At 46.5% G+C, this 17,820-nt stretch carries 14 protein-coding genes, 3 tRNA genes and 3 pseudogenes; 9 read left to right on the top strand and 11 right to left on the bottom strand.

Annotated features, from left to right (window positions below):
* Nucleotides 1-27: 27 nt before the first annotated feature.
* Nucleotides 28-666, bottom strand: a complete 639-nt coding sequence (locus CWM52_RS00335) for an RpiB/LacA/LacB family sugar-phosphate isomerase (RefSeq protein WP_100682277.1) — start codon at nucleotides 664-666, stop codon at nucleotides 28-30.
* Nucleotides 667-1,098: 432 nt separating this feature from the next.
* Here CWM52_RS00335 and ftnA point away from each other — a divergent pair, with 432 nt between their 5' ends.
* Nucleotides 1,099-1,596, top strand: a complete 498-nt coding sequence (gene ftnA / locus CWM52_RS00325) for a non-heme ferritin (RefSeq protein WP_100682276.1) — start codon at nucleotides 1,099-1,101, stop codon at nucleotides 1,594-1,596.
* A gap of 48 nt (nucleotides 1,597-1,644) precedes the next feature.
* Here the strand turns inward: ftnA and CWM52_RS00320 are convergent, their stop codons facing one another.
* Complete coding sequence (locus CWM52_RS00320; RefSeq protein WP_100682275.1) at nucleotides 1,645-1,884, bottom strand: YecH family metal-binding protein; 240 nt, start codon at nucleotides 1,882-1,884, stop codon at nucleotides 1,645-1,647.
* A gap of 193 nt (nucleotides 1,885-2,077) precedes the next feature.
* Here CWM52_RS00320 and tyrP point away from each other — a divergent pair, with 193 nt between their 5' ends.
* On the top strand, nucleotides 2,078-3,289 hold the full coding sequence (tyrP, locus tag CWM52_RS00315) for a tyrosine transporter TyrP (protein ID WP_100682274.1): 1,212 nt from the start codon (nucleotides 2,078-2,080) through the stop codon (nucleotides 3,287-3,289).
* Between the two features lie 25 nt (nucleotides 3,290-3,314).
* Here the strand turns inward: tyrP and CWM52_RS00310 are convergent, their stop codons facing one another.
* The 4 genes and pseudogenes from CWM52_RS00310 to CWM52_RS00300 form a co-directional block, all read right to left on the bottom strand.
* Nucleotides 3,315-3,983: a YecA family protein gene (locus CWM52_RS00310; protein ID WP_100682465.1), complete on the bottom strand. Its 669-nt coding sequence runs from the start codon at nucleotides 3,981-3,983 to the stop codon at nucleotides 3,315-3,317.
* An 85-nt stretch (nucleotides 3,984-4,068) separates the two neighbouring features.
* The gene (locus CWM52_RS27045) at nucleotides 4,069-4,140 is read right to left on the bottom strand and encodes a hypothetical protein (RefSeq protein WP_416308781.1); all 72 of its coding nucleotides are present in this window, start codon (nucleotides 4,138-4,140) and stop codon (nucleotides 4,069-4,071) included.
* 155 nt (nucleotides 4,141-4,295) lie between these two features.
* Nucleotides 4,296-4,640: pseudogene (locus CWM52_RS27040) on the bottom strand (DUF805 domain-containing protein); the annotation flags it as partial.
* 144 nt (nucleotides 4,641-4,784) lie between these two features.
* Nucleotides 4,785-5,744, bottom strand: a complete 960-nt coding sequence (locus CWM52_RS00300; protein WP_100682273.1) for a metallophosphoesterase — start codon at nucleotides 5,742-5,744, stop codon at nucleotides 4,785-4,787.
* A gap of 1,036 nt (nucleotides 5,745-6,780) precedes the next feature.
* Between CWM52_RS00300 and CWM52_RS00290 the strand changes: the two genes are divergently transcribed.
* Nucleotides 6,781-8,667, top strand: coding sequence for a beta-glucoside-specific PTS transporter subunit IIABC (locus tag CWM52_RS00290; protein ID WP_100682271.1), 1,887 nt, complete (start codon nucleotides 6,781-6,783; stop codon nucleotides 8,665-8,667).
* A 1-nt stretch (nucleotide 8,668) separates the two neighbouring features.
* A complete protein-coding gene (locus CWM52_RS00285) occupies nucleotides 8,669-10,078 on the top strand; it encodes a glycoside hydrolase family 1 protein (RefSeq protein WP_100682270.1) in 1,410 nt (469 codons plus the stop codon).
* A gap of 358 nt (nucleotides 10,079-10,436) precedes the next feature.
* Here the strand turns inward: CWM52_RS00285 and feaR are convergent, their stop codons facing one another.
* A complete protein-coding gene (feaR, locus tag CWM52_RS00280; protein WP_100682269.1) occupies nucleotides 10,437-11,402 on the bottom strand; it encodes a transcriptional regulator FeaR in 966 nt (321 codons plus the stop codon).
* Nucleotides 11,403-11,752: 350 nt separating this feature from the next.
* Here feaR and CWM52_RS00275 point away from each other — a divergent pair, with 350 nt between their 5' ends.
* The 4 genes from CWM52_RS00275 (at nucleotide 11,753) to CWM52_RS00265 (ending at nucleotide 16,010) form a co-directional block, all read left to right on the top strand.
* Nucleotides 11,753-13,096 carry a carbohydrate porin gene (locus CWM52_RS00275; protein ID WP_206057656.1) on the top strand — a complete coding sequence of 448 codons (1,344 nt, stop codon included), beginning with the start codon at nucleotides 11,753-11,755 and terminating at the stop codon, nucleotides 13,094-13,096.
* Nucleotides 13,097-13,632: 536 nt separating this feature from the next.
* On the top strand, nucleotides 13,633-14,649 hold the full coding sequence (locus CWM52_RS00270; protein ID WP_100682267.1) for a carbon-nitrogen hydrolase family protein: 1,017 nt from the start codon (nucleotides 13,633-13,635) through the stop codon (nucleotides 14,647-14,649).
* 30 nt (nucleotides 14,650-14,679) lie between these two features.
* Nucleotides 14,680-14,805 (top strand): hypothetical protein, encoded by a 126-nt coding sequence (locus tag CWM52_RS26970; RefSeq protein WP_255410852.1) that lies wholly within the window; start codon nucleotides 14,680-14,682, stop codon nucleotides 14,803-14,805.
* Between the two features lie 194 nt (nucleotides 14,806-14,999).
* A complete protein-coding gene (locus tag CWM52_RS00265; protein ID WP_100682266.1) occupies nucleotides 15,000-16,010 on the top strand; it encodes an FUSC family protein in 1,011 nt (336 codons plus the stop codon).
* Nucleotides 16,011-16,174: 164 nt separating this feature from the next.
* Here CWM52_RS00265 and CWM52_RS00260 read toward each other — a convergent pair.
* Nucleotides 16,175-16,903, bottom strand: a pseudogene (locus CWM52_RS00260) (tail fiber domain-containing protein); the annotation flags it as partial.
* A gap of 1 nt (nucleotide 16,904) precedes the next feature.
* Between CWM52_RS00260 and CWM52_RS00255 the strand changes: the two are divergent.
* A pseudogene (locus CWM52_RS00255) lies at nucleotides 16,905-17,399 on the top strand (tyrosine-type recombinase/integrase); the annotation flags it as partial.
* Nucleotides 17,400-17,530: 131 nt separating this feature from the next.
* Here CWM52_RS00255 and CWM52_RS00250 read toward each other — a convergent pair.
* From CWM52_RS00250 to CWM52_RS00240, 3 genes are all read right to left on the bottom strand, one after another.
* Nucleotides 17,531-17,616, bottom strand: a tRNA-Leu gene (locus CWM52_RS00250).
* Between the two features lie 13 nt (nucleotides 17,617-17,629).
* Nucleotides 17,630-17,703: transfer RNA gene (locus CWM52_RS00245), tRNA-Cys, on the bottom strand.
* Between the two features lie 39 nt (nucleotides 17,704-17,742).
* A tRNA-Gly gene (locus CWM52_RS00240) sits at nucleotides 17,743-17,818 on the bottom strand.
* Nucleotides 17,819-17,820 lie beyond the last annotated feature (2 nt).

Genomic DNA, 17,820 nt, shown 5'->3' with positions numbered 1-17,820 from the left:
TGGCCTTATCGGGACAAAACCAGGGACTTAGCCGACTATCTGGCGGACAAAAGCCTCGATCTCTTTATCCTGGCCGTTCTCGAAGAAGCACTGCTGGAAACGCGGACCGGAGACCGCCGTTTTAACCAGTTCCGCGTCGATAGCACGCAGCGTATCCAGATAGTTATCTTTCACCACGGCGGCTTTCACCGCATTCAGGATGCCGGCGTTACGCACCTGCGGCTCTTTACGCTCCGGTGGATAACCTTCGCCATTGCGACCGGTGAAGGCTTTTTCAAAAATAAAGCGCACGTTCAACTCAGCGCCCCAGCCAAAACCTTTGGCAAAAGGCAGAGACAGCGCGTTACCGTTATTAATTTGCGCGAACAGGAAAGCATCTGCCGGATCAATACAGTAGCCGCACACTACGCCTGGGTGGATGTTCAGCGACATCAGCGCTCCCTGGCCTGTGCCGCAGCCGGTCACCACGAAATCAACTGCTTTCGAATTCAACAGAATGCTGGCCATAATGCCCAGATGAATATAGGTCAGATGATGGTCGTGCTCATCACTCATCCCGACGTTGTAAACCGGGAAGCCTTTTTCATCGGCAACAGCGTTTAACTGATTGAGGATGATAGCGTTTTTGCTGGCCTGGCTGTTTTCCATCATCAGTGCAATTTTCATGCTTTACTCTCCTGAATGCTGTGCGGACACTCCCGCGATCGTTCGTTAGCGTTGTGATGGACTTTACTACTTAATAAACACACTTTCAAATTTTATGAAAAGATGTTTTATAAATTACGTTACGCTTCACATTTTTGCCCGTGGCCCCTGCCCTTCCCGCGCCCGTCTCCGCGGGCACCGACAAAGCTCCGCTCAGGCAGTCCATTTTTCTGCCTGCGCCAGATACCTTATTTCTGTTTTTATTTTGATAATATGCCCTGGCTAAAATATTAAACCGGAACCATTCTCATTACTTATTAAATTGCCAATGCGTTTTATTCCCATTTTCATTTTTAATAAATAATTTTTTTAATTTACTTTTTGCAAATAAATTAATAACAAATTATAGTGGCGACACCCTTATGTTACGTCTTTATTTTCGGAGCACACGCGATGCTGAAAACAGAAATGATCGATAAACTAAATGAGCAGATGAATCTTGAGCTTTATTCTTCTCTGCTTTATCAGCAAATGAGCGCATGGTGCAGCTACCACAGCTTTGAAGGCGCCGCCGCATTCCTCCGCCGTCATGCGCAGGAAGAGATGACCCATATGCAGCGCCTGTTTGATTATTTGACCGATACCGGCAGCCTGCCTTGCATCAACGCCATCGCCTCGCCGTTTGCCGAGTATGCATCGCTGGATGAGCTGTTCCGCGTCACCTACGAACACGAACAGCTGATTACCCGGAAAATTAATGAGCTGGCCCACGCCGCCATGACAAATCAGGATTATCCGACGTTTAATTTCCTGCAGTGGTATGTGGCTGAACAGCACGAAGAAGAGAAATTATTTAAATCTGTCATTGATAAACTGACCCTCGTCGGTAAAAGCGGCGAAGGCCTGTACTTTATTGATAAAGAGCTGGCGACGCTCGACTCGCAGAATTAATTCTCCCGGCGGCGAAGTTTCGGCTTCGCCGCTAAATTCGCCGCTAAATTAGTGCCGACAAATTTTACTCTCACGCGTATTAAACCCCGCCTCTACGGCAACAAACTTCCCCTTTTTCTGTAGAAACGCCACCAGCTCCGCCGCGCTTAAATTTTCTGCCGAGCAGGTGTGAAAACGGGCATCTGCGCCGAAGCGCGCGACGATTGCCGCCTCAAGGCTGGCCGTCGAGTAAGGTTCGCCCGAGGCGAGCATCATCTGCAGCACTTCATGACCATGAATCGATTGCATAACTCCTCCTGTAAAACGCCCAGAATAGCCCGACGGCTGGCAGGAAGCTTTGCGCCAGCGCAGTCTTCAGGCGGCCCGCGCGAGTGTAAACATTAAGTTACAACCACTGTAACCCTCATTTGACGAGAATGATAATTTCACATACTCTGCGCGACACATTTGATTGTTAATTCCTTCATGGATAGAGAGAAACGTGAAGAACCGCACTCTGGGTAGTATTTTAATCGTGGCCGGAACCACAATCGGCGCAGGGATGTTGGCAATGCCGCTGGCTTCTGCGGGCGTGGGTTTCGGCGTCACCTTCTGCTTACTGATCGCGCTGTGGGCGCTGATGTGCTACACCGCATTATTACTGCTGGAGGTCTATCAGCACGTCCCTGCCGATATGGGACTCGGTTCGCTGGCGGCACGTTATCTCGGGCGTTACGGGCAATGGCTGACCGGTATCTGCATGTTATTTCTGATGTATGCGTTGACCGCTGCCTACATCAGCGGCGCGGGCGAACTGCTGGCCTCCAGCCTTAACCAGTGGCTGGACTGGTCGCTGCCTCCTGCGGGCGGCGTGCTGCTGTTTACCGCCGTCGGCGGCGCGGTAGTCTGCCTCGGCACATCGCTGGTCGATCTGTTTAACCGTTTCCTGTTTAGCGCCAAGATCATTTTTCTCGCCATTATGCTGGCGCTGTTGTTGCCGCATATTCACCGGATCAACCTGCTGACGCTCCCGCTCCAGCAAGGTCTGGCGCTGTCAGCAATCCCGGTGATTTTTACCTCTTTCGGTTTTCACGGCAGCGTGCCGAGCATCGTCAGCTATCTCAACGGCGATATTCGCAAGCTGCGTCGGGTCTTTATCATCGGCAGCTTTATCCCGCTGGTGGCCTATATTTTCTGGCAGTTGGCGACGCTCGGCAGTATTGACTCACCCGCCTTCACCGCGCTGCTGGCGCAAAATGCCGGGCTGAACGGACTGCTGGACGCGCTGCGCGAAGTCGTGGCGTCGCCGCACGTTGAACTGGCGGTGCATCTCTTCGCCGACCTCGCGCTGGCCACCTCGTTCCTCGGCGTGGCGCTTGGGCTGTTTGATTATCTGGCAGACCTGTTTCAGCGCAAAAACAGCCCCGGCGGTCGTCTGCAAAGCGGGGCAATCACTTTCCTCCCGCCGCTGGCTTTTGCCCTGTTTTATCCGCGCGGTTTCGTGATGGCGCTGGGCTATGCCGGCGTCGCGCTGGCGGTGCTGGCGCTCATCCTGCCCTCGCTGCTGGCGATGCGGAGTCGAAAACAGCACCCTGACGCTCCCTGGCGGCTCGCAGGGGGAACACCGGCGCTGTGGCTGGTTCTGCTGTGCGGTATCGCGATTGTCGCTATTCAGTTTTGCATCGTCGCGGGTCTGCTGCCGGCTGTAGGATAAACAAAGGGGCCATCAGGCCCCTTTGTTATTTCGCTAAACAACACTGCTTATATTTTTTACCGCTGCCACAGGGACAGGGATCGTTACGCCCGACCTTGACTTCATTGCGGATCGGTTGCGGCACGACGTCCGGCTCAGCATGCTCGGTCCAGTATTGGTACAACGAGAGCGCTGCCGGGCGGATACGGTCCACGCTGGCGATAAACTCATCGACAGAGAGTGCCTCAACCGCCGTGAACTGCGCTTCCGTGCCGTGTAAAGCAATGCTGTCCAGCGCCCTCCGCGGCTCTTCTGGCAGTGCAGGCCAGTTCCCGAGAGTGACGCCACGCATGTAGCCGAAGCACCACTCCTCAACAATCGTCAGCTCCTGACCTTCCTCTTCGCGGGTTCCAAACAGCGGTTCAAACTGATCGGGATATTCGTCCAGACGCTCGGCAACATCACTCATGTGCTGCAGAGTCAGGTTAACGAAGTGGTCACGCTCGCGGTCATTCGCCCAGCGCGGCACATTGTCCGCTCCGCCCCAGATGGCCAGCAGCCATTGAGCCGGTTCAATATCTTTCGGGCCGGAGAGAATGGCCGTCAGCAGGCCGTCAAGCTCTGAGACATCAAGGATGGCGCCCTCGGCGGCGTATTTCGACAGGATCTCGTCCAGCCATTCAAGTTCGCTTTCGTTCAGGGGTCCGGTTTTCATAAACGGGCTCGTCGTGGTAGAAAAATGGCGCATACAGTAGCGGAAATGCCGGGAGAAAACTACCCGGCAGCGTATTCAGCAAGCGTTAAATGTCTTTAATGATGCTGGCGCGCATCGTTTCGTATTCGCTCTCGGTGATGGTTCCGTCAGCAAACATTTTTTTCGCCTGTGCGAGGCGTTCCCGGACATCATCGGCGGAAGAGAGCGGCGCGCTCTGCCGGGCAGCGAGCTGTATTCGCTCTCTTGCTGGATGTCGCCATAGCGGTTCACTCCGTCGGTGCCGCGGGCAAACAGTAGCCAGACAGACAGCGCCAGCGCCGCTATGCCTCCCGCCGCCGCTATCCATACCCAGACAGCCGCCTCGCCGCTTTCAACGGTGGCGATAATACCGATCAAGCCAACCAGCAGAAGAGCATACGGTGACAGCAGCCACCAGCCTGATTTGTTCAAATCGTGCAGACGACGCACCGCAACCGCGATACCGGGGATAATGATTATCAGACTAAACAGGCCACCCACGATCGGAATCAATCCCAGTACGGCCGAAAGCACAAAGTTGGCGACGGTAAAAACCACATACTCCTTGCGCGCCGAACGCCCGCGAAAAGTGGCGTATTTGCGCAAGCAATCACCGTAGCTTTCAAGCAATGTAGCCATAAGATCCCTCATTTAAATTATTTTTATTGCCATAACGGCATTCCGTTCCCAAAGGATAGTATTCCGGCGAACCGGAGCGCTATTTTACCGCAGTTTGACCGTGCCGCGCCTGAGAAAAATGGGAGGGAACGCTGAATACCGCTGTTAACCGGCACAGCGGCGGAAGGCGGGCTCGCGGACAAACGTCCCAACCACCGCGGGTAGCCGGCCCGGTTCCTGAATCCAGGCGCAAAGCGGGTTATCGGCTTTTGCCGCGTTGTAATCGACGCAGACAACACGATCGCTCAAGGTGTGAGGTTCGCCGGATAAGGTGTAGTGACCGATCACCACCGGAGCATCTGTTCTGTCGAGAAGGGTCCGTGAAAGGGGTATATCCGGAATCCGGCTAACCATTTCCGGCTGAACCTGGGCTATCTGACGATAGGTTTTTGCATCATCCCGCCACCAGCGTACACGAATATGGCGGCGCTCAACGCCCGTCTTATCGACGAAACTAAAACCCGCAGGTAATGGCAGCTCCGGTCCTTTAAGCACGGTCTCGATCATCCGAAACAGCGGATGCTGTTTATCAAAAGCATCGACCCAGCTTTCGGGTTTCAATCGATTCTGTTCATCCAGCCACGGCCGCAGGCGGGTCATGGTCTGCTCTTCCCAACAGGCATGTACCGCCCGAATATCGCCATAATCAACAAACAGCGGCAGCGTTTTAAACCAGTCGATCCAGAAATTATGCAAAGGCGTGTCTTCGACGACATCGGCCAGAAACGCCTGATGCTGACGGCGATTATTCTGCGAATGCGGCCGCAACGGCTGAGCGCTGAGCGGATGGCGCATTGCCCAGCCAACGGCGTTAAATTCATGATTGCCCATCAGACATATCGCATGCCCCGACGCCACTTCCGCCCTCACCCGCTCCAGCACCGCCAGGTGGTTGATCTGCGCCCCAGGCTGATTATCAATCAGATCGCCGACAAAGATCAGTATACGATCATCCCGTTGGTACAGAGTATCAAGGTGTTCCAGCAGTGCGCAGAGCTTGCGGTACTGACCGTGGATATCGCCGATGAAGATTCTGCGCTTCTCCGGCAGGCCAGAATGCAGCATAGGAATACCTTTTTCGAGGAACAGAGGCGTTGATGATATCAGCTTAAGCGGATGGCTCACCGGGATTTTCGCCCGGCGTAAAATTGTCCCGCTATGACGTCAGCGGGAGACAGCCCGTGATGAGCAAATAATGGCGCTCGTTGCGCCAGTCGGTGGACCGTCCGATGCGACAAATATGAGACAGGGGGAGGTTTCAGAAATGAAAAAACCACCCGTAGGTGGTTTCACGACACTGCTTATTGCTTTGATTATTCTGCTTTTATCCCAATGGTACCCGGAACGAGACTTGAACTCGTACAGCCTATGGCCGAGGGATTTTAAATCGTGCGCTTTTTACCTCATAATCAAAGATATATAACCGATTTTCATAACAAACATAAATAAAATTATTCATAATTATCAAATAGTTACACAAATTCACGTTGCTTAATTATGAATGTTTTGGTCCTATAATTACAGCACGTTAGTCATAACAAGCGCTGTAGATGCTTAGTTACAGAATCCTATTTACATGATCATATTAGTCCCGATGAATGACTGCTAAGATCTGGAGCCCCAGAGGTCCTCTAAAAATTGATGGTTCGTTTTGCAGGGATACTTACAGTATGAATGCATAAAGTGACTCCTGAGAGTCAAGGAATTCGTCCGCATCTCTCCTCATTGTGAGAACAGGATTTGTCTACTGTCGCGGGGGGCCACGCACGAAAACAGCAAGTCAGAAATATGAGCAAAAACGACGAGACGTAAAGTACATACCCTTCTCTTGTTTTAAGGAAGATAGACGCTGGTTTCTCCCCTGAGTATCCTTCAGAGAAATCTGTTGTAAACCGGGAAAACTTAAAATGAATGGGACCTTATCCACTCTTAACATCCTGTGACTGACACAAGATGTTGAAGCTGAGAATGAATGCTCTGTAAAAACTTCATCTTGGATAAGGGACATACCATTAATTTGGATGTCATTCGTGCCAACTCACCTTTTATTGAGTAAACGTGAGCATCTAGACTAATGCCAATAACGAAACCTGGGGTAATTATGTCCTTTGATGATTCTGCAGTTAGATTAATAGAAAGACTCGGTGGTAGAAACAATATAAGTAGTGTCATGCATTGTATGACCAGGTTACGATTTGTTCTGGTTGATGAATCTTTAGTCAAGGATGAAGAAGTAAAATGTATTGAGGGCGTAGCAGGTGTAGTCAGACAAGCTGGACAATATCAGATTATCGTGGGTAAAAATGTTGCTAATTTTTATAAATCGCTAATGTCCCATGAACGTAGTCTTGGGGAGGGTTTGGAAAAACAGGAAGATAAAAAAAACAGGAAGAATGTATTTTCATTCCTGGTTGATGTTTTATCTTCTTGTATGATCCCAGTTATTCCTGTCCTAGTCGGTGCGGGGATGCTTAAAATTTTGTATCTTCTTCTGGGATTCTATTTTTCAAAAGATTTAAGTACTCTGCAATATCTTCTTGTCATTAGTGATGCGGCATTTTATTTTATGCCAACATTGATCGCTTTCTCCGCTGCCAAAAAATTTGGCGCAAATCCAATGCTGGTGGTCGCTGTTATCGGATTGTTATTACATCCGGATTTTGTGAAACTAATTAATAATGAAGGTAATACATTCCTTGGTATTAAGGTAATTTCAACGCATTATTCGTCGACAGTAATCCCAGCTATATTGATAGCCTGGATGATGTCTTATGTCGAAAAAGCAGTTGACAAAATCGCACCATCTATATCTAAAGCATTTCTTAATCCGGCGCTTGTATTATTAATATCTGCACCTGTTGCATTTCTTATTCTGGGGCCAATAGGTTCGGTAATGGGAACCGCATTCGCAGATTTAGTTGGCTTAGTTCAGAATAAATTTTACATTGTTACCATGGTAGTATTATGTGCATTAATGCCGTTTATTGTGATGACTGGAATGCATTGGGCACTGGCACCTTTATTTATTGCTGCTCTTGCAGGAGAACATGGTGATACGCTAATTCTACCTGCTATGCTTGTCTCAAATATGTCTCAAGGCGCGGCATGTATTGGCGTTTGGTTGAAATCAAAAGACACTAAATTGAAGCAGACTTCCTTTGCGTCGGGTTTAACTGCAATTGTCTCCGGTCTTACGGAACCATGTATGTATGGTGTTAATCTACCGTTGAAAAAACCGATGATCGCCGCTTGTGTGTCTGCCGGACTTACTGGGTTTTTTATTGGAGCAGTAAAACTTTCAGCATTTGCATTCAGTAGTCCTGCACTGGTTTCATTACCCATTTTCATTAGTCAGATTAATAGTAATAATTTATTGTTTGCATGTATTGCAGTTGTGTTAACGATCATTATGTCAATCACATTTACGTGGTTGTTGGGATTCAATGATCCTGTAAGCCAGAGTGAATTTGTTAAAAATAATAAAAACACGTCAAATGAACCAGTATCAGAACCTGCAACTGAGGAAGAGCCATTAATAATTAATTCCCCACTTAATGGGAAAGTCATAAAACTTGAAACAATAAATGATGTAACATTTTCTTCAGGAGTTATTGGTCAAGGTGTGGCGATACTCCCGGCAGAGGGAAAGGTTTATGCGCCATTTGATGGTACGATCGCATCGTTACTTCCCTCAATGCATGCTGTAGGGCTAGTATCCGACCGTGGTGTCGAGCTTTTGATTCATATTGGGCTCGAAACAGTAACATTAGGCGGTAAATATTTTAAAAGTTATATCAAAGAGGGTGACAAGATATCACAGGGAGACCTTATGATTGAGTTTGATTTAAATAGTGTTGTAGAAGAGGGGTTTGATATTATCACTCCTGTAGTCATTACTAATTCAGATGACTACTCGTATTTTGAATTATCTGAAAAAAACATCACAACTATTTCTGATGCAATTATATCCTTGAAAAAGGAGGCATAAGATGAACTTCCCGAAAGATTTCTTATGGGGCGGAGCGATATCTGCTAATCAAGCCGAGGGAGCATTTGATTTTGGCGGAAAAGGTTTAAGTATTCAGGATGTTATGCCAAAAGGGGTCGTAGGGCCAAGAACTAATGGACCAACGGCAGATAACCTAAAACTAGTCGGAATTGATTTTTATCACAGATATAAAGAAGATATTAAACTTTTTTCTGAGATGGGTTTTAAGGTATTTAGAACATCAATTGCCTGGAGTCGTATATTTCCTAATGGTGATGATCAGACCCCAAATGAAGAGGGGTTGTGTTTCTATGATAATTTATTCAATGAATGTCAAAGGTATGGAATAGAGCCGATGGTGACTATGTCCCATTATGAGACACCATTAAATCTTGCGAAAAAGTATAATGGCTGGGCTAGTAGAGAACTTATTGGTTTCTTTGAAAAATATGCGACAACTTTGTTTGAGAGATACAAAGGGAAAGTTAAGTACTGGCTTACTTTCAATGAAATAAATTCAGTGCTTCATGAGCCTTTTATGAGCGGAGGAATTTTAACCCCTAAAGAAGACCTTGCAAACCAGACTCTTTACCAGGCTGTACATCATGAGCTAATAGCAAGTGCACTGGCAATAAAAATTGGCCGAGCAATCATGCCCGAAGCTAAGTTCGGTTGTATGTTACTTAGCATGCCGAGTTACCCGCTTACACCGCATCCCGATGATGTTATTGCTACTATGAAAGCTGAACATCTGAATGATTTTTTTGGCGATGTACAGGTTAGGGGGCGGTATCCAGGTTATATGATGAGATATTTTGCAGATAACAATATAAAAGTTAATTTTGAAAAAGAAGACATAGATATTCTTATGAATACTGTCGATTTTGTTTCTTTTAGTTATTATATGAGTTCGTGTGAAACTGCTGATAAAAGTATTGCACCTGGTCTGGGGAATCTGATAGGTGGCGTGCCAAACCCACATTTAAAACAAAGTGAATGGGGCTGGCAAATTGATCCACAAGGGTTACGATATGCACTTAATCGTTTATATGACAGGTATCAAAAGCCGTTATTCATTGTTGAAAATGGAGTTGGAGCTAAAGATCAATTAACATTTGATGAAAATGGAAGCAAAACGGTTAATGATGATTACAGAATAGATTATATGTCTAAACATCTTGTGCAGGTTGCAGAAGCAATCAGTGATGGTGTGCCAGTGTTAGGATATACTTCTTGGGGATGCATTGACCTTGTTAGTGCCTCAACAGCGCAGTTAAGCAAACGGTATGGATTTATTTATGTTGACCGCAACGATGATGGAAATGGTTCGCTGGAAAGAACAAGGAAAAAATCATTTTTTTGGTATAAAAAAGTTATAGAGTCTAATGGCGCATCACTTAAGGATTCATAACTAAACATTCTTCTTGCTGTGGTACATTGGGGATTGAAGTTGCAGCAGTAGTGCCTCTGATAAGAGGCGCTACTGGGAGACTGTAATTAAAATTGTGTAATTGCCTGTTTTTGATATGTTCACTCCAGTAACGGAGACAGGCAAATTATGGACGAGAAGAAACTTAAGGCCCTTGCAGCTGAACTGACCAAAGGCCTCCAAACTGAGGCCGACCTTTTCTGGCTTGTTCTTCCGCCACCCACGGAGAACGCCGCCTGACACTGTTGTATAAACCGTACTTCACTTCAGGCGGTGGCTGTCTTTTGGAGAATGGCCAACTCCTCATCTCTCTGGGCCAGTTGACGTTTAAGGTGGTCTTTTACTGACAATTCAGTGCGCGTTCGCGATAGGCTTTAGGCGACAATCCATACTGTTTCTTGAAGGCTCTGCTGAAATGGGTACAGTGAGTGAAGCCCCATTCGAATGCGATTTGCGAGATAGGCTTATTCTTCAATGCACTGTTTTCCAGATCGCGGCAGCAGAATTCTAACCGTTTTATCCAGATATATTGGGCAAGAGGCATCCCTTCCGCTTCAAATATACGATACAGTGAGCTAACAGACATATTCATTGCTACCGCAATGCTAGAGACCGAAAGTTCAGATTCTGCAATATTCATTTCAATGAATTTCTTTATTCTTTTCAGATGATAAGACTTGACTGTCGTCAATTGAGAATGATTATTTTGCGGCATACTTAGTAGCGCACCAGATACCATATCCATAATGGCTTTAGATACACCAGTTTGCGCCGCTTCTGGCAAAGAGGGTAGATGACTTAAAGACGTGAGAAACTGGGTAAGTATTTGCCCAATTGCATTCTGTCCTGACATTTTGTAAGCACAAAGCCTTTCTGGGGCAGCGATATATTGCTTGAGTAGCATCCGTGGTATGCGTAGCACCAGCTTTTCAAAATCCTCGTTGAAACCCATATTGTAAGGACGAATACTGTCAAAGAGAATGAAATCACCGGGCTGAAGTCGCTCTGTACGATCATCCTGCTCAAGATAACCCGAGCCGCTAAGCTGAAGGCTGAAAAGAAAGTATTCTTCATCTCGTCGATCAAGGCGAATCTGACGACTGTTTCTCGATACGGAATGTCTGCTGGCACTCAGTTTCATTATATCTATATCAGAGATACGATCGTGGGAGAGTTGAGCTTCTATATTCTTGCATGATGATGACTTTTCTACTCCTAAGTCAAGTGTGACGAATCGTTCGCACACTATTTGGTGCCAGAAGTCATAGCGCTGTAATTGCGGTAATGATTGGGTACTGATCAGCATGCTTTCTCCTCAACCTGAAACAATATATGTATTCTCTGCTAATGCAAAACTGATGCCTCTTTATTAGTGACAGTAGTATTGGTTAAATCGCCCAGTAATCCCAGACATCTGATCGTCACAACGTGCATTCTACTTGTAAAGGGAGTCAGAAGAGTAACAAGTAGTGCACCAATGTGATGCTAATCACAGAATGCTATGCCTCATATGTGGGCAAACGTGTGAGTGAGAAGCAGGCGTAATTCTATCGGTAAATCCAGTCCAGTTGATAGTATTAACTGCCTGTAATAATTACCCAGCTCTTTCGCGTGATGAAAGCGATGACAATAACAATTTATATTCCTGGGGTAGTTATGATGAATCAAAATAAAGTGTTGGCTGGTTTATTTGTTGTCACGGGGTGTTTTTCTGCGAATGCAATGTCACATGGTGCCTTTGATTCTGATTCCCCTTGGGCATTTGGCGATTGGAGTGGAACCCGTACCGAGCTCAGTCAGCTTGGTTTTAATTTCGCTCTACAATATCTCAATGAAACGGCTGTCAATGTTGTCGGGGGGTATGATAGTTCTTCTGATGTTGGTACCTCCGACCAAACCATGGCGCTTTTTAACTACGATTTAAGTAAAATGACAGATGTTGATGGTCAGTTTAACTTTATTCTGACAAATCGAAATAATCATCGTCTTAATACCATTGAGCGTACGAGCGATCCTCGCTCTGGAACTCTCCCCAACCTCAGTCAGGAGGTTTGGGGCTATGGTTCAGTAAACCGCATCACACGCCTGACTTATACGCAGGGAATTGCCGATAGGCTATTCCAGTTTACCGCTGGTAAAATGACGCCGACGGCTGACTTTTTCCCAAGCTATCCGGAATTTCAATCGCTGCTTAACAGTGGGACGGTTCCGGGTATCAGCCCTATCTGGTATGGCTGGCCAATTGGCTCCTGGGGGGTGCATCTGACCATGAATATTTCGCCGGAAGTCTACTTACGTGCAGGTGTTTTCCAGCAAAATCCTGAATTAACGAAAAACAGTAAGGGTATGTCTCTTACTTTTTCTGGCGGGAGAGGCGAAATTTATCCGATATTATTAGGATGGAGGCCTCATTGGGGGGATAGAAAACTGGCTGGTAATTATTTTATTGGTGCTTTCTATAGCAACGTCACTTCTGATGATGTTTATCAGGGCGTAAACGGTGGAGCACAGGCGCTTAATCCGACCGCTGGATTCAAACAACACAACAACAAGCGCGCAGCGTGGGTGTACCTTGATCAGCAACTGACTGGGCCGGGTGGAGACAGCAAGCAAGGTCTGAAAGTCTATATTAACGGAGAAATGAACGATAAGGATACCTCGGTACTGCAATACGCTTACGGCGCCGGAGTGTATTATACCGGGCTGTTTGAAAGTCGTCCCGATGATATTATTGCCCTTGCTTCAACTTATATAAAAATCAATGACCGCTGGTCGAATAATCGTTCTCTGGCCAATGAGTTAGCGGGGATCTCTGATTCGTCCAACCCGTTGTATCTGCCTCCCGGTAGTGGTGAATTATCTACTGAACTTTTCTATCGCATCAAAGCAACGGGCTGGCTGACGCTGCAACCTAATATTCAGTATTACCATTCTCCAGGCGCTGTGAACACAGTTCCTAATGCATGGGTTGTTGGATTACAGACGAAGATCGATTTCTAACCGCAGCAGATATCCGTTATTGAAAATCAGGTTCAGCAGGGCTCGTGTATGCTGAACCAACTGCGGTTACCTTTGTTATTTTACATCTAGCGGTGACACCACCCAATAAATATCTGAACAACATTAAGAATGTAAGCATTCATTCATGACGATGGATGCTTTGTTTAAAATAATCTCTTTGGTCAGCACAATTGTGCATATTGGTTATCCATCTGTCAGAGGTTTAAATTCATAATACATTGATGATTTAGCGTCCTTAATAGAATAGTGAAGTAAGAACTAATGTATATACACCTATTTTTGTTTTACTTACTTTTTGAAAGATACTTCAGTTTAGTTTGGCACTGTTCACCGGGAGGTGACCACTTATTTTTTCTACCAAAGAGAAAAGTGCAACGATATCATTTCCAGATTCCATCATAAGTAAAAGCTATCTTACTTGGAAAATAAACAAATACCTGCAATAAACTCAGTTCATTCCTTTAATGAAATTTGTTCAATCATAGTGGAAACATCATCCATTCGAGGAACTAACAATGATATCCGTATCCCATTCTCCATCTTACCGCGTAGCATGCGTACAAGCAGCACCTGTATACATGAACCTTGATGCAAGCATCGACAAAGCCATCGATATAATAGCTGCTGCTGCTGCTAACGGTGCCCGACTCGTAGCATTCCCAGAAAACTTCCTTCCCGGTTATCCATGGTTTGTCTGGTTAGGCTCCCCTGCGTGGGCAATGCAGTTCATGAAAAATTATCACAAACAGGCTCTGATTGTGGGGAGCGAGCAGTACATGCGTCTGGAACATGCCGCGGCCCAACATAAAATTCACTTGGTGATGGGCTTTACTGAGAAAGATGGCGGCAGTCTCTATATGTCACAAGCAATTATTGATGAAACAGGCAAAACCATTGCTACCCGCCGTAAACTTAAGCCAACGTTAGCCGAGCGACTTGTCTTTGGTGAAGGTGATGGTGGAGATATAGCAGTACATGATACTGCGCTTGGAAAGCTTGGGGCACTTTGCTGCTGGGAACATATACAGCCTTTAACTAAATTTGCCATGTACAGTCAGCATGAGCAAATTCACGTTGGCGCATGGCCAAGTTTTTCTCTTTACAATGAAGTAACCCCTGCAATCAGCGGTGAAGTTAATATAGCCGTTTCAAGAACCTATGCGGTAGAGGGCCAGTGCTTTGTTATTGCACCTTGCGCTATAACTCCCAAAGAAACGGTTGATACTTTATGTACGACAGATAGCCACCACAACCTACTTAAATCTGGTGGAGGATTTGCACGGATTTATGGTCCCGATGGTGCTTCCCTTGCAACACCACTGTCCGAAGATGAGGAAGGCATTCTTTATGCAGACATCAATTTGGATGATATTACCATGGCAAAAATATCAGGGGATGCAGTCGGTCACTATTCACGTAATGATGTTACGCGCCTGATTTTTAATCGTAATTCCTTACGCCCGGTACACCAAAAAGGACAGCCTATTTTCGGGGACGACGAAATCATCCCCCAAAAAGACGAAAATGTCTGACAAAAAAATTACTAACATCAGGGTAAGTGCATGAATAAATGGTCAATTAATAGCGTACTTTATGAACAATACATTATTCTTCAGCTTTCCCTGCTGTTTGGTGCTGATATGGATCATCTCAACATGGGAAAGGGGGGAGTCTATTATGCTGCATAGTTCGAAAAAATACCATTATCTCATTATCAGTTTTTTTACAATTAATGACTGATATTACCTACGTTGTAAAACGGCTTAATGAAACTCTGCAACTTAGAGAGTTGCTGGGTATTCGATTCAAGCAGACTATTGCTATGAGACATACGATAACTGCGTATAATTTTTTAAAATGAAAAAACTTGCCAGAAAATGAAATGAATACAAATATTTTTTATGGGTTACGCCTGGTTATTGCAGCTTGGTTATCTTTTTCAATTGCTGTACTATTCGGTGTCGAAAACGCATACTGGGCAGCTATGCCCGTGTGGGTTATTTCTCAGCAAACACGCGGACTTATGTATCAGAGAGGATTTTATCGTATAACCGGAACGTTAGTAGGTGCCGTAATTGGTCTTGCCATTTTGAAAATAACCATTCACCCATGGATATTAATTTCAATATTATTCATAACGATCTTCGTCACCATTTTTCTTATGCGCACCAGTCATGGTGCTAAAGGTTATGCACCACAAATGACCGCGGTTACGATAGTCATTATTTTGATTCCTGCGCTGTTTTTTAAGCAGCACGCTTGGGCACTCGCCTTATCGCGTATTGAATGCACATTTATTGGTGTCATTGTTGTAACGCTAATTACCAGTCGTTTCACTCTTAACGAAAAAGATACTGTTTGGTATAAGGGACTATTGAAATGGCAAGATACCAAAGCATACGCGGATCCTGGCTCGCCAAAACAAGCACTCTGCTTCGCCGCGATGGCTAGCACAGGCACTTTGATATGTGCATGTGTTTTTCATTTGAGTAGCTGGAAAACAGGAGAACTTGTAACTCTCGGAGTATGTATCTTCACCATGGCACTCGCAAGCCTACAGAATCCCTATGATATGGCGTTGAAAATGTTATTTGGTGTCATCTGCGGCGTCATGCTGGCCTTTGTTTACCGTATTAGCATTCAACCTTATCTAACCAATACAATCGTGACGGTGGTGACAATAATCCCATTTTTTCTGTTAGGCGGCATTCTAAGATGTTGGAAGAAAACAGCAGCACCAGCATTAGACGGGAATATGTGTTTCCTGCTAGCAAGTCAGGCAGGAATGACTAGCGTTACCACTAAAATTGCATTAAACGAATGCTTGGCACTGATGCTGGCTGTCGCTCTGGTGGCATGTACGTATCGAGTTATTCTCCGGCCAGTAGCCTAAATACGCTCAAGACACATTACATTTAGTTCATTAACGATATGATATGGTTCCTGTTATGTCCGTTGCATGCCGTAAGATCACCATTATCGACCTAATAAGATGGTTTATCTCTAGTTCTAATCATACTACCCCAATTCCATTTTCTATAGACGTCCCCATAATTATCATTGCTTTGTCCGAAATAACTTGTTCAAAGCATGCACTTGTTTTGTTAACTCCTGCACTGATGACACAAGATCAGCAATGATGGCTACATAGTCCACGTTCATTACCTGAAACTTTTCCCCATCGATCTCCTGCTCGCGTCCCATAAAGGTGTAAGTTGAGTCCACAGTATCAGCCTGCTGCGCGATAAATCCACGGCGTCGACGGTTTTCTCCTTTCATCTGATACTCGCACCCCCCTAACCTTTCAACACGCTGTAGTGCATTTTGAGGAGCTTCCGTGAAACCCTCTTTCAATCGCACGTCTGATCCGGTGGTCATGACGTCACCTTTTCCGGTGGAGATGGTGCCGCCAGCCCGGAAAATCCATGCATCAGTGCGTCCGAAGCCATCTGCGTACAGCACCAGCCGGTGCTCAGTGCCTACCTGCTCCTCCATGTACATCTGCACGTAAGCACCGTCCACATCACCGTAAGCCCCGCGCCCCTGCATCATGGATCTGACAGGATTGGAGGTCAGTTGCATTCCGGTTGCCGGGTTGGCTGGCATGGTAGATGATGCCGTGATCCTCCCGTCCGTTACCCAAAAACTTTGTACCTGCGCGTTCAGGCGGTTCTGCCTGTCGTGGATAAGGCGAGCGGTATAATCCGCACTGCTGCCGTTGTAGTGGAAGTCAATATAAGGCGTGCTCATTGACAGCTCGATCGCCTGCGTCAGGGCCTTCCCCTTTTACGATGTTGCTCCGGACGTAGTTCGCGCCACCATGGAAATCGCTTATTTGTGTCTGGCCAGACAAAGCGATGTGCTGGCTTTGACTGAAGACCAGATACGGGAAACCGGGATCTTTATCCGCTAGGGCAAAACAGGCGTGAAGCAAATCAAAGCATGGTCGCCGCGCCTGCGCGCAGCTGTCTCCCTCGCCCGCTCCCTGCCGTTAAAGCCTGGCATCCGTAGCCTGTTTGTCATTCACCAGACCAGTGGCAGCAAATACACCCGAGACGGTTTTAACTCCCGCTGGCGCGACGCGAAAATTGCAGCGCAGGAAAAGAACCCACACCTGCAGATAGACTTCACTTTCCACGACCTGAAGGCGAAAGGTGTCTCTGATCTGGAAGGAAGCCTCGAGGAGAAACAGGCTATTTCAGGACATAAGAACTCAAGACAAACGGCGATTTACGACAGGAAAACTAAAATTGTGCCGGTTGTCGGCGGTCAGAAAAAATGAATGGCTATGCGTTCGCGGAAAAAACATCTTCGGACGCATATTCGGAAACGGAGATTTCAGAAATGAAAAAACCACCCGTAGGTGGTTTCACGACACTGCTTATTGCTTTGATTATTCTGCTTTTATCCCAATGGTACCCGGAACGAGACTTGAACTCGTACAGCCTATGGCCGAGGGATTTTAAATCCCTTGTGTCTACCGATTCCACCATCCGGGCTCGGGATGTAAATTGGAGGCGCGTTCCGGAGTCGAACCGGACTAGACGGATTTGCAATCCGCTACATAACCGCTTTGCTAACGCGCCTTAATGCTTAAACACCCGCAGCTGCCGATGTTTTTAATCTGGAGCGGGAAACGAGACTCGAACTCGCGACCCCGACCTTGGCAAGGTCGTGCTCTACCAACTGAGCTATTCCCGCAT

The organism is Raoultella sp. T31 (assembly GCF_002806725.1).
Lineage (GTDB): Bacteria > Pseudomonadota > Gammaproteobacteria > Enterobacterales > Enterobacteriaceae > Klebsiella > Klebsiella electrica.
The sequence above is the reverse complement of the archived record's forward strand: the minus strand, read 5'-3'. Positions and strand labels throughout refer to the sequence as shown.